The organism is Rhizobium sp. NLR16a (genome assembly GCF_017948245.1).
Taxonomy (GTDB): Bacteria; Pseudomonadota; Alphaproteobacteria; order Rhizobiales; family Rhizobiaceae; genus Rhizobium.
In genome coordinates, this window is sequence record NZ_CP072865.1 from 1,700,535 (window position 1) to 1,714,596 (window position 14,062).

At 61.2% G+C, this 14,062-nt stretch carries 13 protein-coding genes; all 13 read left to right on the top strand.

Going from position 1 to position 14,062, the window contains the following annotated elements; genetic code table 11:
- Window positions 1-4: 4 nt before the first annotated feature.
- The 13 genes from J7U39_RS08195 to J7U39_RS08260 all read left to right on the top strand — a co-directional run bounded on the left by J7U39_RS08195 (window position 5) and on the right by J7U39_RS08260 (window position 13,943).
- On the top strand, window positions 5-712 hold the full coding sequence (locus J7U39_RS08195; RefSeq protein ID WP_210631290.1) for a hypothetical protein: 708 nt from the start codon (window positions 5-7) through the stop codon (window positions 710-712).
- On the top strand, window positions 709-2,532 hold the full coding sequence (locus tag J7U39_RS08200; RefSeq protein ID WP_210631291.1) for a hypothetical protein: 1,824 nt from the start codon (window positions 709-711) through the stop codon (window positions 2,530-2,532). The genes J7U39_RS08195 and J7U39_RS08200 overlap by 4 nt, the downstream gene beginning before the upstream one ends.
- On the top strand, window positions 2,529-2,927 hold the full coding sequence (locus J7U39_RS08205) for a GNAT family protein (protein ID WP_210631292.1): 399 nt from the start codon (window positions 2,529-2,531) through the stop codon (window positions 2,925-2,927). The genes J7U39_RS08200 and J7U39_RS08205 overlap by 4 nt, the downstream gene beginning before the upstream one ends.
- Window positions 2,911-3,912, top strand: a complete 1,002-nt coding sequence (locus J7U39_RS08210; RefSeq protein ID WP_210631293.1) for a tail fiber domain-containing protein — start codon at window positions 2,911-2,913, stop codon at window positions 3,910-3,912. The genes J7U39_RS08205 and J7U39_RS08210 overlap by 17 nt, the downstream gene beginning before the upstream one ends.
- Entirely contained in the window at window positions 3,912-5,975 is a 2,064-nt protein-coding gene (locus J7U39_RS31750; RefSeq protein ID WP_247241729.1) for a hypothetical protein, read from the top strand. Before J7U39_RS08210 ends, J7U39_RS31750 begins: the two co-directional genes overlap by 1 nt.
- Entirely contained in the window at window positions 5,963-8,035 is a 2,073-nt protein-coding gene (locus J7U39_RS08225; RefSeq protein ID WP_210631294.1) for a hypothetical protein, read from the top strand. The genes J7U39_RS31750 and J7U39_RS08225 overlap by 13 nt, the downstream gene beginning before the upstream one ends.
- Window positions 8,036-8,276: 241 nt before the next feature.
- Window positions 8,277-9,620: a hypothetical protein gene (locus J7U39_RS08230; protein WP_210631295.1), complete on the top strand. Its 1,344-nt coding sequence runs from the start codon at window positions 8,277-8,279 to the stop codon at window positions 9,618-9,620.
- Window positions 9,620-9,973, top strand: coding sequence for a hypothetical protein (locus tag J7U39_RS08235; RefSeq protein WP_210631296.1), 354 nt, complete (start codon window positions 9,620-9,622; stop codon window positions 9,971-9,973). Before J7U39_RS08230 ends, J7U39_RS08235 begins: the two co-directional genes overlap by 1 nt.
- A complete protein-coding gene (locus J7U39_RS08240) occupies window positions 9,970-10,485 on the top strand; it encodes a hypothetical protein (RefSeq protein ID WP_247241730.1) in 516 nt (171 codons plus the stop codon). The genes J7U39_RS08235 and J7U39_RS08240 overlap by 4 nt, the downstream gene beginning before the upstream one ends.
- 30 nt (window positions 10,486-10,515) lie before the next feature.
- Window positions 10,516-11,229, top strand: coding sequence for a lysozyme (locus tag J7U39_RS08245; RefSeq protein WP_210631297.1), 714 nt, complete (start codon window positions 10,516-10,518; stop codon window positions 11,227-11,229).
- Window positions 11,229-11,510 (top strand): hypothetical protein, encoded by a 282-nt coding sequence (locus tag J7U39_RS08250; protein ID WP_247241731.1) that lies wholly within the window; start codon window positions 11,229-11,231, stop codon window positions 11,508-11,510. The genes J7U39_RS08245 and J7U39_RS08250 overlap by 1 nt, the downstream gene beginning before the upstream one ends.
- A gap of 399 nt (window positions 11,511-11,909) precedes the next feature.
- Complete coding sequence (locus J7U39_RS08255) at window positions 11,910-13,502, top strand: hypothetical protein (RefSeq protein WP_210631627.1); 1,593 nt, start codon at window positions 11,910-11,912, stop codon at window positions 13,500-13,502.
- A gap of 12 nt (window positions 13,503-13,514) precedes the next feature.
- The gene (locus tag J7U39_RS08260; protein ID WP_210631298.1) at window positions 13,515-13,943 is read left to right on the top strand and encodes a DUF1515 domain-containing protein; all 429 of its coding nucleotides are present in this window, start codon (window positions 13,515-13,517) and stop codon (window positions 13,941-13,943) included.
- Window positions 13,944-14,062: the final 119 nt, after the last annotated feature.

The following is a 14,062-nucleotide window of genomic DNA, read 5'->3' on the forward strand; positions in this document are numbered from 1 at the left end:
GCGCATGTCGCTCTTGACCATAATCCAGAACGTCTGTGCGGAAATCAGCATTGATCCGCCGACCGCTGTCATGTCGTCGGCGGACCCCCAGATTGCGCAGCTTCGTATCCTGTCGTTTCGCGCTGGTCGCGAGCTCATGAGGGGGCATGACTGGTCGGCGCTTGTCGTGGTCAGGAACTTCACTGCCACCGGCGCCATTCCGGAACCATCGGAACCTCCTTTGGACTGGGATCGGTTTGCCGAAAATTCGAAGATCTGGAACACGTCGCGCCTTTGGCAGCTGAACGGCCCGGTTGAGCCGCAGACCTGGGAGCGGAACACCATCATCAATTCGAATCCGGTGCCGCAGATCTGGCGCATGCTGGGCGGCAGACTCGCAATCTATCCCAACGATGTAGGCGAAACTCTCCGATACGAATACGTGTCGAACGCATGGGTCGCCGTCAACGGCGGCACGTCCTACGCCGCTACCTGGGCCAATGACACTGACACGGCGCGGTTTCCTGAAGAGCTGCTCGAGCTTTCGACCATCTGGCGATGGAAGCGCGCCAAGGGCCTGGACTACGGGGAAGAGATGGCAAATTTCGAGAGAGCGAAGGAGTCGGCGATCGGCTCTGACCGCGCCGCTGCTCCGATGGACATCTCGCTGCCGAATAGAGGGCAGGTTCCCGACAACTATTGGCCCGGCATCATCACGGTACCGAATCCATGACAAGGCAGCCCATTCCAGCCAGCGCCGGCAAAACCCGCGTCTCTCCTAGCAAGGATTGGATTGCACCGATCGGCGGCTGGCGTACCGACGTCGAGATGGCAGACATGCCCAAGGACGCCGCGTTCCTGCTCGATAACTTCTTTCCGGAGGCGAACCGGGTTCGCGCCCGCTATGGATATCTTGCATTTGCCACAGGGCTCGGCGCCGACGTCAAAACCGTCATTCCGTATTCGGGGGTGAGCAATCGGCTCTTCGCTGCGGCGGGGGATAAAATATTCGATATCACGGCCGGCGGCGCTGTCGGCGCTGCCGTGGTGTCTGGTCAGTCGAGTGCGCATTGGTCGGCGCAGCTGTACACGAACCCGGCAGGGCAGGAATATCTGCGGCTCGTCAACGGCCTGGACACGCCGCTGCTCTTCAACGGCACGTCCTGGACCAACAATTACATCGTCGGGAGCGCAGCGCCGGTAACGCAAAACGTCGCGGTAAAGAACGTGCCCTATACGCTGAGCTTCTTCGGTACCGGATCGATCACGCTCTCGGGCGCCTTCGCCGGCGTCCTGAACGGGACCGGCGTCGGCAACAGAGTTACGCTGACCTTCACGCCAGCCGCCGGCACTCTGACCCTTACCGTGGCGGGCACTGTGACGAATGCCCAGCTTGAGACCGGCTCTGTAGCCACCCCGTATGTTTCATCGACGATGATCACCGGCATTTCAGACCCGTCATTGCTGATCGCGGTGACGGCCTACCGCTCGCGTCTGTGGTTCATCGAGAAGAGCTCGACGAACGTCTGGTATCTGGCAACCGACGCCGTCAGCGGCGCGGCGACGGTGCTGCCGGTCGGCGGGAATATGAAATACGGCGGCACGCTGGTGTCGATCAACGTCTGGACCATTCCCGTTTCCACCGGTCTGCAGCAATGCCTTGTCCTGATGTCGTCCGAGGGCGAGGTGATCGTCTACCAGGGATCAGATCCGTCCAGCTCAACGAATTGGGGACTGCTCGGTACCTTCAAACTTGGCCGGCCGCTCGGCACGGATCGGTGCATGCTGCCCGTTGGTGCCGATCTTGCGATCATGACCACGGATGGCATCGTTCCGATCACCAAGGCCGTTCAACTCGACCGCGGCGCAACGAGCCTTGGCGCCATCACCGCGAAGATCGGGCCGACGTGGCGCGAGACAGTGGGCGCGATCGGCACGACGTCGGAGGAATGGCAGCTATCAAGCTTCCCAAAGCGCCAGATGGCAATCGTGAACCTGCCTTCGTCGTTCGGGCCTTATCAGTACGTCATGAACACCGAAACCGGCGCCTGGTGCCGCTTTGTGGGAATAGCCTCGTCATGTTGGGCAACATGGCAGGACCGGCTGTTTTTTGGCTCGAGCGATGGGACGGTATATGAGGCAGAAGCCGGCGCCAGCGACAACGGAACAGCGATCGACGCTCTCATGGTTGGCGCCTGGAACCGCTTCGGCGATGGCTTGGCGACGAAGTTTTCCAAGCTGATCGGCGTGACTGCGCAGATCGGGGTTTCAACACTGATGTACGCCGGGATTTCGGTCGACTATCAGACGAAGATCCCGACCGCGCTTCTCTCATCCGTCGAGAACAGTGCTGCGGCAAGATGGGGAACCGCGGTCTGGGGCGTGTCGAAGTTCCCGGGAACAATCCTTGCGCGGAAATTCGCCTCTGCCGGCGCCTTTGGTGCAGCGCTCGCGCCGACCGTGCGCGCTCTTATCTCCGGGTCCTCCGCCTCGATCTCTGAAGCGGCCGTCGTCGGTGGCGAGGTGCTTTATGAAAAGGGCGCGCCGCTTTGATCGTCTCGGAGCCGCGGGCCGACATCGCGGCCTGGGTCGGGGCCAAGATTGGGGTTTCGTTCCATCCGCCCTATACCGCCTTGGCGCATGTCGACCGCGGCCGGATCATCGCCGGGTATGTCTTCAATGTCTGGACAGAACATGACGTCGAGGTGTCGCTTGCCGCCGACCGGTTGTCCGTCACGCTGATGCGGGCGGCCTTCCGCTATGTCGTCGGGCAGCTTGGATGCCGCCGTGCAACCTTCAGGACACGCGTAGACAACGCGCAGGCTCAGAAGGCGCTCGACAGGCTCGGCGCACGTCTGGAAGGCTGCCAGCGTGGCTATTTCGGCGACTGCGACGCGCTGCTCTATGGAATCTTGAAAGAGGACTTCCCCTATGGTTTCCACGCCTAAGGCGCCCAAGGCTCCCGATCCGACACAGACCGCGGCGGCGCAGACTGCGACGAACGTCGACACCGCGATTGCGAACGCTGGTCTCAGCCATACCAACCAGTACACGCCCGACGGCTCGCTGGAGTACAAGGTCACCGGCCATACGACGATGACCGACCAGAACGGGAAGACCTATCAGCTCCCGACCTATTCGGCCTACCAGACCTATTCGCCGCAGAACCAGGCAATCTACGACCAGACGCAGCAGACGCAGCTCGGCCTGGCGAAGCTCGCGAACTCGCAGACTGGCAAAATCTCCGGCATCCTCGACACGAACGTCGATCTCAGCTCTGGCAACGTGGACAAATACGTCAACGACCATTGGCAATCCGGCTTCAACAATCAGTGGGATCGCGATCAGGCGAGCTTGGAACAGAGCCTTGCCGACAAGGGCGTGACGATGGGATCGGCCGCCTATGATAATGCCATGCGCGATTTCTCCACGCGCAAGCAGGCGGCGTCCGATCAGTATCTCGGCGACATGTATTCGAATGCGCAGAATTCCATCCTGACCGAGCGCAACCAGCCGCTGAACGAGATTTCGGCTCTGATGTCCGGCTCGCAGGTCAATCAGCCGAATTACGTCAATACGCCGACGACACAGCTTCCGACCGTCGACCAAGCCGGCCTGATCAACGAAAACTATAACCAGCAGATGGGTGCCTATAATCAGCAAGCCGCCCGCTCGAATGCTGCCATGGGCGGTTTGTTCGGTCTCGGCTCGGCGCTGCTCGGCGGCTGGGCGATGTCCGATCGCCGGCTGAAGCGTGACATTCATCGGATCGGCCAAACAGCGTCCGGACTGCCGGTTTACGAATACGAATATCTCTGGGGCGGCGGCCGGCAAGTCGGCTTCATGGCCGATGAGGTCGAAGCAGTCGCTCCCGGCGCCGTCGCCGTTGGTCCTGGCGGCTTTAAGATGGTCAATTACGCGGGGGTTCTGTGATGGGCTTCATCTTCGGCGGTGATACAGGCCAGACGCAGGCGGAGGTCACAGACGCTCGCAAGCGCCTCGCTGCGGCTATGCTGCAGCAAGGCACGGGTACGAGCCCGATCCAGTCGCCATGGGAAGGCGCAGCGCGCATGGCGCAGGCGCTCATGGGCGGCCTCGCCGTCCGCAACCAGGCGAACCAGCAGCAGGCGGCAGATGCCCAGGTGATCGCAGCCATCACCGGTCAGCCGTACACGCCTCCTGAGCAGCCCAAGAGCTTTCTTTCATCGCTGTTTGGTGGTGGCGACAAGCCAGCCAATCCCGGCGCCAGTGGCTCGTCCATGCCGAAAGTGGACGCGGCGGGTAACATCCCCGCGGCACCCTTCAAGGCTGGCGGCAACCCTGAAGTGGCGGAATACATTCGCCAAGCATCGATCGCCAGGGGCATTGATCCGAACTATTCTCTTCGGGTCGCCGGTCATGAGGGCTTGAACGTCTTCGATCCTTCGCAGCCTGATCGCGGCGGGGACGAGGGCTCTTCATTTGGTCCCTTCCAACTTCACTATGCCGGTATGTCGAAATCGATGCCGAACGCAGGCCTCGGCGACGAGTTCACAAAGGCAACCGGTCTCCATGCCAGGGACCCGTCGACGTGGAAGCACCAGGTGGACTTCGCGCTCGATTGGGCGCGAAAACACGGATGGGGCCCTTGGATGGGAGCTAAGGCAGAGGGCATCACCGGTATGATGGGTATAGGCGCTATGCCGCCGCAGCAGGCAGCAAGCGCCGCACCTCCTGCGGCTGGGCAAACCAGTTCATCGATGCAGTCGGCGCCGGTAAATCCGCCGCCCGCGGCTGCAGGCGAAGTGGCAAGTCTGGATCCCTCAATTGGCATTCCCATGCCTGGGGCCGCTGGACAGATGCGCGCCTCCGATCCCGCCCAGGTCATGCCGCCGCAGGCCGGTCCTCAAGCAGCGTTGCCACCTATGCCAATCCGAGATGTGGGACCAACTCCTCCCGTCGCTGGCGTTCCGCAATCGCAGCAGCCCGCGCCGGTCCGCCTTGCCCAGGCGCTGGACAACGCCCCGCAGCAGCAGCCGAACCCGATGGCAAACCCGCGCGCACAAGCTTTGGTGCAGGCGATCATGAACCCGAACGCATCGCCGCAGGTGAAGGCGCTGGCGGCGCAGTCTCTGCAAGCTTTGACAAAACCGACGGAATACGGGTTCCAGGTGTTGCCCGACGGTACGGTGCTGCGCTCCGATCCTCGCAGCGGCACGCTCACGCCCGTTTATCGCTCGGAAATGTCGCAGGCCGATCAGGCGAAGCTTGATTTCGAGCGCGAGAAATTCCGCCAGGAGCAGCAAAATCGCGGCACGCTAACAGCAGCAGAACAAGCGAACATCGATCTCGAGCGGCAGAAGTCCGATTTCGAAAGGAACAAGCCGGTTGTCGTCCAGCCCGGCGAAACTCTCTTCAGCCCCGGCCAGGATCGCGTCGTCTATCAGGGCACCGGCTATAAGCCGGAAGACGTGTCGAACCTCCGCAAGGAGATCCAGAACCTCCCGACCTATAAGAGCTATCAGCAGGCGCTTCCTTCCTACTCGTCGATGATCGACACCGCGAAGACGGACTCGAAGGCATCCGACCTGAACCTGATCTACGGCCTCGGTAAGATCATGGACCCGAACTCGGTCGTTCGCGAAGGCGAAATGACGATGGTGCAGAACACCTCATCGTGGCCGGACTGGCTTAAAGGTGCATATGACAGCGTCACCGGCGGTTCTCGGCTTGAGCCCGACACAAGGAAGGCGATCCTCGGCGAAGCGCGCAGCCGCATGATGGCTTATCGTGGAGCGCTCGATAACGACATCTCGCAATATCGGGGCATCATCGGCCGGCGCGGTATGAACGAGGCGGATATCCTGCCAACTTTGGGAGATATTGCGGCGGTCCCGGACCTGGTCCAGCCCCCAGGAGCCGCGCCCACGGCAGAGATCGGTCCGGCTCCGGAAGGTGTTCCCGAAGATGTATGGGGCGCAATGACGCCAGCGGAGCGCAAGCTATGGCAGAAATGACACCGGAACAGCAGCGGGCACTGGCAATCGCGGCGGCGCGTCTGAGGCTTCAGAAGCAGCCGCAGGAGTCGTCGGGCGGAGATGCCATGGGGACGCTATCGACGACTTCGGCTGCCGCGCCTCCTCAGACCGGGGAAGAGCTGCGAGCCCGCATCTATGCTGATCTTGCCGCTAAGCGCGATGCCACGAAGCCGGTGCTTGACCGGAATCGACTGCGGGCCGATGACGCCCTTTCACAAGCAAGAACAGGCGTCGGCGGACTCATCGAGGGTATTCCGATCGTCGGGCCGATCCTCCGCGGTGGTGCTGAGCGGGCTGCAGCGGCGACGCTCGCGGCAGTCTCGGACGAGACCTATGATCAGGTCATGAATCGCATTAGCGAGGCGAACAGAGCCGAAAAAGAAGCGAACCCATACATCGACAAGGGGGCTCAGATTACTGGGGCCGTTGCCGGGACAATACCGGCGATCATGGCTGCGCCAGCTGCGTTCGGAGCAGGCGGCGGGAGCTTGCTCCTGCGGTCAGGTATCTCTGGGGTCACCGGTGCTGCGATCGGGGGAGCTGATGCAGGCGTTCGAAGCGGTGGTGACACTGACGAAATGTGGCGGGGAGCCAAATTGGGCGGCCTGTTTGGATTAGGCGGCCCGGTTGCCGGCAAGGTCATCGGGGCGGGGGCCAGGTCTCTTGTTGATGCTCTCCGCACGCGCGCAGCGGCGAGAGTGGCCGGTATGGATCCGCAGGCGTTCGGTTATTTCCGGCGCGCTGTCACGGATGACGGTCTTGACGCGTCGGCGCTGCCGCGCAGGCTGACGGAGATGGGGCCGGAGGCTATTCCGGCGGATCTAGGCCCTAACCTTCAGAAGCAGGCTGGCGCGCTTGCCGCGACGCCCGGTGAGGCACAGGCGACAATCCGAACTGCACTCGCAGATCGGCAGGCCGGCGCAAACGCGCGCATTGGTCAAACGATTGATGAGACGATGGGGCCGAACATCGTTCCCTCGGAAGTAAGAGCCGGAATTGAAGGCAATCAGAACTCGTTCAGCCCTCTTTATCGTGAAGTCTTTAGGGGTGCCCGCCCTTACGACATGAGTCCGATAGCAGACGCCATGGACGTTGATATCGGCCGCCTTCGCGGCCCAGCTCAGGCCCGGTTGCGGCAGGTTCGCGACATGCTGAACGTTGCGAATTCAAACGTCCTTTCCACAGATCCGGGTGTCATGTTTCAGACGCGTCAGGCAATCGATGGACTTCTAAAGACGGAAATTGATCCGAAGGCTATTGCGACGCTGATGGAAGCCCGCCAAATGCTCGACGATGGCCTTACCCGCGCCGTGCCACGCATCAAGGAACTTGACGCTGGATTTTCTGAGCTGGCCCGTCAGGACGAAGCTCTGACGCGCGGTCAGCAAGTCCTCGACAGCGGTCGCACAGCGCCGCGCCCCTCCGAGTTAGCCGCAGAGGTAGAGCAGGGAGTTCAGCCGCAGGGGATGCAGATCGGTCCGTCCGCGGTCCCGCTGCGTCTATCGCAAGGCGCCCGGGCCGAGATCGACCGCATCGTTGGCACGAACTCCAACGATATCGCGGCTATGAACAGGCTGATCAAAGGGGAGGGTGATTGGAACCGCGCGCGTCTCTCCACCCTATTTGGACCCGAGAAGGCCGATCGGTTGTTTAAGGTGCTCGAGAACGAGCGCATTTATGCCGACACGGCGAACACGGTCACGCGCAATAGCGAAACCGCAGCGCGCATCGCAGCTCAGAACGAGCTAGGTGGCGGCGCCGGCAATTTCGGTGTGAAGGAAGCCTTCAAGGCTGGGGGCTTCCTCGGGGCAGCTCGATCGGCGGCAATCGACAAGGCTGACGACATCGTGAAGGCCTTGGTGTCGAGCAACACCGGGAATGTCACCCGCGACAGTCTTGCACGGGCCCTCACAGGCGAACAGCGGGAAAAGCTGGTCGAGGGGCTGGTGAGAGCGCAGGGAATGGGAACGACGCCCGCGCTAGTCGATCCGGTCGTTAAAGCCCTGCTTTTGAATGCCGGAACCGCGCGGACGCGATGAGGGGTCAACCCAGCAAATAGCGAGATAGAGTAGGGCGGCAAAACAGATGCCCATCACAAATCCCGCATCGAACGACCCTCCAAGGAAGTTTCCAATGCCGTCCACTGCCCAGTTGATCCCATAGAGAATCGCGGTGGTAAGGGCGATGCAGGTGATTTGCAGAACTCGGATCATGCCACAACCAATACTACAGCCTCTTCGGCCTCGCAATTCGCGGGGCTGTTTCTTTTGGAGATGGTGAATGCCCAGAAATCCATCAACCGGCGTCTATTCCAAGCCTGCGGGCACCACGCCATCGGTCGGTCAGATCATCGACCCGGCGCCGTGGAACCAGTTGACGTCCGACCTCGGCAACGAGATCACCAACTCTCTGCCACGCGATGGCTCGGCGCCGATGGTCGCGCCGCTGAAACTTGCCAGCGGCACAGTTTCGGCGCCCGGAATTGGCTTCGCCGCGAATCCTCAGACCGGACTCTATCTGAAGGGCGGCGGCCTGCTGGGCTTCACACAGAACGGCGTCGACATCGCGTTCGGCCGCGCATCAGTCTATGCGGCCAAGTCGGGCGATTACACGGCTCTTGCGGTTGATGACAATGCCGTTCTGCGCTTTACCGCAGCCGCCACCCTATCGCTCTCGGCGGCCGCTACGCTTGGGGCAAACTGGCATCTAACGGTCATCGCCGACGGCGCCTATGTGATGATCGACCCGAACGGTTCTGAGACGATCGATGGGGCGACAACCCTTATCGTCCCAAACGGCTATAGCGTCGAAATCTATTGCACTGGGTCTGCCTTCGTCACCGGTAAGTCCGCGGCGATGGTCTTGAACACACAAGCCGGCAGCTTTATCGATGGGCTTCTCCTGTCGAATAACGCTTCCAACCCTACCACGCATATCGATTTCGCGGCCGGCTCGGTTCGATCGGGATCGTCCTTCGTCTCCAGCGCCAGCAGCTTCACCAAGCGCATCAACGGAACGTGGGCAGTGGGTAGCGGCAGCGGGGGGCTCGATGCCGGATCGGTAGCAGCCAGCTCCACCTATTTCGCTTATGCGCTGCGGAAGGATGCCGACGGCACGTTCGATGTCGTCTTCTCGACTTCGGCGACGATCGGCGGCGTCACCACGACCTTGCTGACGGGCTATAGCATCGTCAAATGCATCGGGGTGGGACTGACGGATGCGAGTTCGAACATCCGGCAGTTCATCATGTACCCTCGCGACTTCTATCAGTTTGTCACGCCCATAAGAGAGGCAACCAACGTTGCCATCTCGACGACATCGGCTCTGATGGCAATCACGGTACCAAACGGGGTTAAGGCCGAGGCGAGGCTCCGTCTTATGTTCTCCTCGAGCGCGACAACCAACTCCGCTCTGGTCCACGACCCCGCGAAGGGAACACTGATCGCCGGTGGCAACGACTCGGGCGGCAGCGTGGGCACGATCCAAGTCTCGGGCGGCTTTGCGGTCGGAGGGGGCGACGTCTGGACGAACACGACCAGGCAAGTCCGATACGTCTCAGGCGCGTCCGGCAGCATCTGGGTCTGGAATGACGGTTTCTATTTCCCATGCGGGAGGACTGCATAATGCCCTTTGTTTCACGATCCAATGGCGTCATCACCGGGCTTTACGAACAGCGGCAGGATGGGTTGGCAGAAGAGTTCCTGTCGGATGGCGATCCCGCCGTCATCGCCCATCGGGAGGCCCGCCCGGCGGTGTCGGCAGTGTCGGCGCGACAATTCCGGCTGATGCTTCGGCGCTCAGGCCTGCTCGATGCGGTCAAGGCGTGGGTGGCTCAGCAGGATGGCGAAACGCAAGACGCCTTTGAGTACAGCGGCACCTTCGTCAAGGACAGCCCGATGATGTTGGCGGGATTCGCGGCGATGGGTTTCACGGCGCAGCAGATCGACGGATTCTTTGCCGCGGCGGCGCAACTGTGACCTGGCCTATCCTCCGCTACCTTGCATACCTGCCGGCGAACCTCGCGTTCGTGCTGCTGTCTTATCTGCTGTCGCCCATTCTCGCGGCCCTGTCGCTCCTGACCGGCCCGCGGCTGCCTAGCGTGTTGCAGTGGTTCTCGACGCTCGACGCTGACCTGGACGGCGGGGTAGCGCAAGGCGTCAAAGGCTATCGCGCCGATCTCACAGGCTGGCTTCTCTGGTGGCAGCGGACGTGCTGGATCTGCCGAAATCCGGCCCACGGGTGGCAATCGCGTCTCTTGGGCATGCCGGCGGCCGGCACCATCATCATCAAGCAGCAGATCACCGAAGCCCCTAAAAATCAGTGGTATATCATGGAGACGGCCAAGGGCGTCCGGTTCTTCTGCTTCAAGCGTGATCAGCCACTCATGGGCAGCTTCTACCTCAAAATCTGGATCGGCTGGGTAAACAAGTCCTACGACGGCCGGAACCATCATTATGCATTCCAGATCGGCCTTAAGCGCCGGTCCTAACGATCACCCTCACAATTTGGAGCATGCCCAATGGCGCGACAAGTCAACGCCACGACCGAAGCTGCGCTCAAGCAGTGGGAGTCCTTCATCCCGTTCGTCTATGACGATGCCGATCCCAAGCCAAACCTGAAGAAGACGCGACTGCGGCAAGGGATGAAGATCCGCGGCACGGCGACGCAAGGCTACGGCCATACCGGGCCGGACGTCTATCCGGGTGCACCTGACATCACCGAAGACCAGGCGCTCGCGTGGCTTCGCAGTGACCTCGATCCGTGCGAGCGCGCCGTTGCAAAATTCGTGAAAGTCGATCTGACCGATAACCAGTTCGGCGCCCTCGTCATGTTCGCCTTCAATGCCGGGATCGGAGCCTTCAAGTCGTCGACGCTGCTGAAGAAATTGAACGCGGGCGATTATGCCGCCGTGCCTGGCGAGCTGGCGAAGTGGAACAAGACGACGATCGACGGCAAGAAGGTCGTCAGCAACGGCCTGGTGAACCGCAGAGCGGCAGAGGCGGGGCTCTGGGCCAAGGGTGGCTATATCCAGTCCAGCGGCACGACAGCGCTCCCGCAGCGCGCTCCCCTGATCAACGGGAAGGTTGTGAGCACGATCACCGCGGTTTCCTCCACCGGAGCGCTGCAGTTCGTTCCGCATGATGGCCCGTTGGCTTATGCGCTTGCCGGCGTGATCGTCCTCGCATGCGTCGTCGGTATTGGCCTGTATGTCTGGGATCGGGTGAAGAACTGATGGACTTCATCACCAGACTTATCCCCGACAGCCTCAAGCTCCCGGCCGTTCTCGCTCTCGGGCTCTTCCTCGGCGCCGCGGCTACTTTCTACCCGGTCAAATGGATCGGCGCACGCGAGGAGCGGCAGTCCCAGCAGGTCAAGGCGGCCAAGGAATCGCTCGACCGCATCAATACTCTGGAGAAGAACAATGCGACTTTCAGGAATCTTCCTGCTTTCGAGCGTTGCCGCGTGTTCATGCGCGATAGCGGGCTGCCAGCAGACGAATGCGGTCAACGGTAGCGGCTATCAGTTTACGCGCTTCTCCGATCCCAAAGCGGCTTTCCTGGCCTCGCAAGATCCGACCGCCGGGCCGTCCATCGCTTCCAACAATCAGCAATGCCGCCAAGACGCGGCCTGCCGGAAGTAGCGCGGCAATCCCAAACCAGAAAATCGAGGCAAGACACTATGACGAGCGCACAGGGCGACCGGCAGGCTGCTGTTCGCAGTTTCACCGGCACATCACTCAGCTACGAAGGCGACTGGTCGGCGCTCTTTGATATGGTGGGAATCCCGAATGTCGGCGGCTTCAATGGGCGCCTTCTCGCATGGATCAACTATGCGCTGGGGACAAGCTACACCGAACTGAACGGCGCTATGGCCGCATATGCCGCATCAGCTGGTGCTGCCAACTGGTCGAGCATGAACACGCTTCCAAGTGGAGCCGGACATCCGACATGGGTTCCTGATCCCAATCGCTACATGCCGGCGGCGACTGGCACACGCTGGCCCACAGGTAGCACAACGACGCCTTGGACCTATCAGACGGGGCTCAACTACCAGTGCTCCAAGCTGTTCTTTGGTTCACCGGACTATCCGACGAACGATTTTCTTATCCCATTTGTCGGCTTTGCGCTGACCGAAGGTGGGAACGCGCCGCAAGAAACGCAGTCACCCAACGCCGATATGCTGATTGATGAAGTGTTCTTCATCCATCCAGATGGCACGGAATACCCGATCTTGTTCAGCGGTGTTGCTGCCGCGACCGTCACCGCGGCGACCGGCATTGTTTACGGTCAAGTCACGCTGCCCTCGGCTCTGCCCGCCTGGTCGATCTTCGGCGTTCGCACCGTCTATCACGGCACGGTCGGGAATACCTTTGCCGCCGCCTATCGCTGCCAGCGCCACCGGGGAGAGAAATATTGGGGCGCGGCCGACCTGACGTCTATTCGCGCCCTGGCGACGGCCAATGGGCCTTCTACGGCGGCGCTCGATAGTGACGCGCTTTACAACACGGTCGGCAATGCCACCAACTCTCAACAGATGGCCTACGGCCCCTGCATGGTTCTCGCCAAGGGATGGGACGGCCGGCCGGTTCCTCTGGTCCTGGCCGACAGTTTGATCGAGCGGCAGGAGATTGCCGCGTCTGCGGACGCTCGGCGCAATTTGGGTATCGGCCGGCGCTGGCTAGATCAACGCGACCCAGCGCAGGGTAGCATTATGCCGCTGGTAATGGGCGTGCCTGGCTCGAAGTCTGCGCAAGAGCTGGCAACCAATGCGCTCAAGCGTTGGGACATGATCGACGCTATCGCCACAACGTTCAACGGTGGCAAACCGATATGGACATTTGTCCTTGATTGGTCAGGTCGAAACGACACTAACGCCACCGTAGCGTCGACCTGGGCGGCCGCCAAGACAGCTCTTCCCGGAACGCGCGTGCGCGGACGATATGGCGCCGGAACGCATATCGTCGGCGTGACCATGTGGCCTACCGTTGGCTCGGGTGACTCCGGGAGAACCGTCGCGGCGTATACCGTGACAGCACAGTGGAGCACGGTGTTGGCAGCGGCAAATGCGCTTGTGCTGGCGAGCGCGGCTTACAACAAGACCATAGACGTGTTCCCGGCGTTTATGTCGGACGTTGATCCGACTAAACCGCCCGCCGCTGAGACGTTCCCTTTGGGCAACATAACGGGGCACCCAGGCAACCAGGACGGCGTCACCACCTGGGACACCATGCGTGTTCCCTCAAGCATACCGCAGGGCGCGCGCGTCATGTTTGAATATCAGCCCGGATTATTTACAAGCCGGACGCTGGTCGAGAAAAAGACCGACTATGGCGACGGCACGGCTGATTTCAGGGTCGCCGAAGTCCTCGCTACCAACGTGCAGGATAATGCGTTGTTGATGGGGCACGCCTACACAGCGGCGGACTTCATCCACCCCGCGCTCTATCATGTCCTCAGGACCGTGAGCCGGATCCCGCAATCCGAGAAGCTGAAATTCTACCCATAGGCGCCCGAATAGATGACATCCAACGACGACATCCTGCGTGCTCTCGGGCGTGTGGAGGGAAGACTTACCGGCATAGAGGAGAGCGTGGCCCTTCTTCGGAAAGACTTCGGCGATGAGAAGGAACATGCTCACGAGAGCCGCGCCGTGATCCACCAGAGACTTGACGAGCAGCAGCAGCGCATCAGCCGGGTCGACACTACAATCGCCGTCAGCGGCGAAGTAGAGGCAATGCTACGGGATCAGATCAAGGGCCTGAAGGAAACCGTGGACGAGAACCACAAGGCCGTAAAGCCCACGTTAGACGAGTGGAAGCGGATGAAGCAGATCGGCTATGGCATTTCAGGGCTGATCGCCTTTGCCGGCCTAACTGTTGGCGGAACCGTGGCGTATATGAGCGACAGCGCTGTAGCGTGGCTGCGGCACTGGCTCAAGATTAACTAAGCCCTTATCCAGGCCTGCCTCTTTGAAATCGAAAGCGTCGGGCCGTGCGGAGCGTCGCTTGGGAGCGGACCGGTAAATTGACTCCGCACGACCCAACAGTGGATCGTAAGAGGAAGGCA

What these genes read in the sequence shown, in the direction of transcription:
- J7U39_RS08195 (WP_210631290.1), top strand. Translation starts at nt 5, where the DNA reads ATGTCGCTCTTGACCATAATCCAGAACGTCTGTGCGGAAATCAGCATT.
- J7U39_RS08200 (WP_210631291.1), top strand. Translation starts at nt 709, where the DNA reads ATGACAAGGCAGCCCATTCCAGCCAGCGCCGGCAAAACCCGCGTCTCT.
- J7U39_RS08210 (WP_210631293.1), top strand. Translation starts at nt 2,911, where the DNA reads ATGGTTTCCACGCCTAAGGCGCCCAAGGCTCCCGATCCGACACAGACC.
- J7U39_RS31750 (WP_247241729.1), top strand. Translation starts at nt 3,912, where the DNA reads ATGGGCTTCATCTTCGGCGGTGATACAGGCCAGACGCAGGCGGAGGTC.
- J7U39_RS08225 (WP_210631294.1), top strand. Translation starts at nt 5,963, where the DNA reads ATGGCAGAAATGACACCGGAACAGCAGCGGGCACTGGCAATCGCGGCG.
- J7U39_RS08230 (WP_210631295.1), top strand. Translation starts at nt 8,277, where the DNA reads ATGCCCAGAAATCCATCAACCGGCGTCTATTCCAAGCCTGCGGGCACC.
- J7U39_RS08235 (WP_210631296.1), top strand. Translation starts at nt 9,620, where the DNA reads ATGCCCTTTGTTTCACGATCCAATGGCGTCATCACCGGGCTTTACGAA.
- J7U39_RS08245 (WP_210631297.1), top strand. Translation starts at nt 10,516, where the DNA reads ATGGCGCGACAAGTCAACGCCACGACCGAAGCTGCGCTCAAGCAGTGG.
- J7U39_RS08250 (WP_247241731.1), top strand. Translation starts at nt 11,229, where the DNA reads ATGGACTTCATCACCAGACTTATCCCCGACAGCCTCAAGCTCCCGGCC.
- J7U39_RS08255 (WP_210631627.1), top strand. Translation starts at nt 11,910, where the DNA reads ATGAACACGCTTCCAAGTGGAGCCGGACATCCGACATGGGTTCCTGAT.
- J7U39_RS08260 (WP_210631298.1), top strand. Translation starts at nt 13,515, where the DNA reads ATGACATCCAACGACGACATCCTGCGTGCTCTCGGGCGTGTGGAGGGA.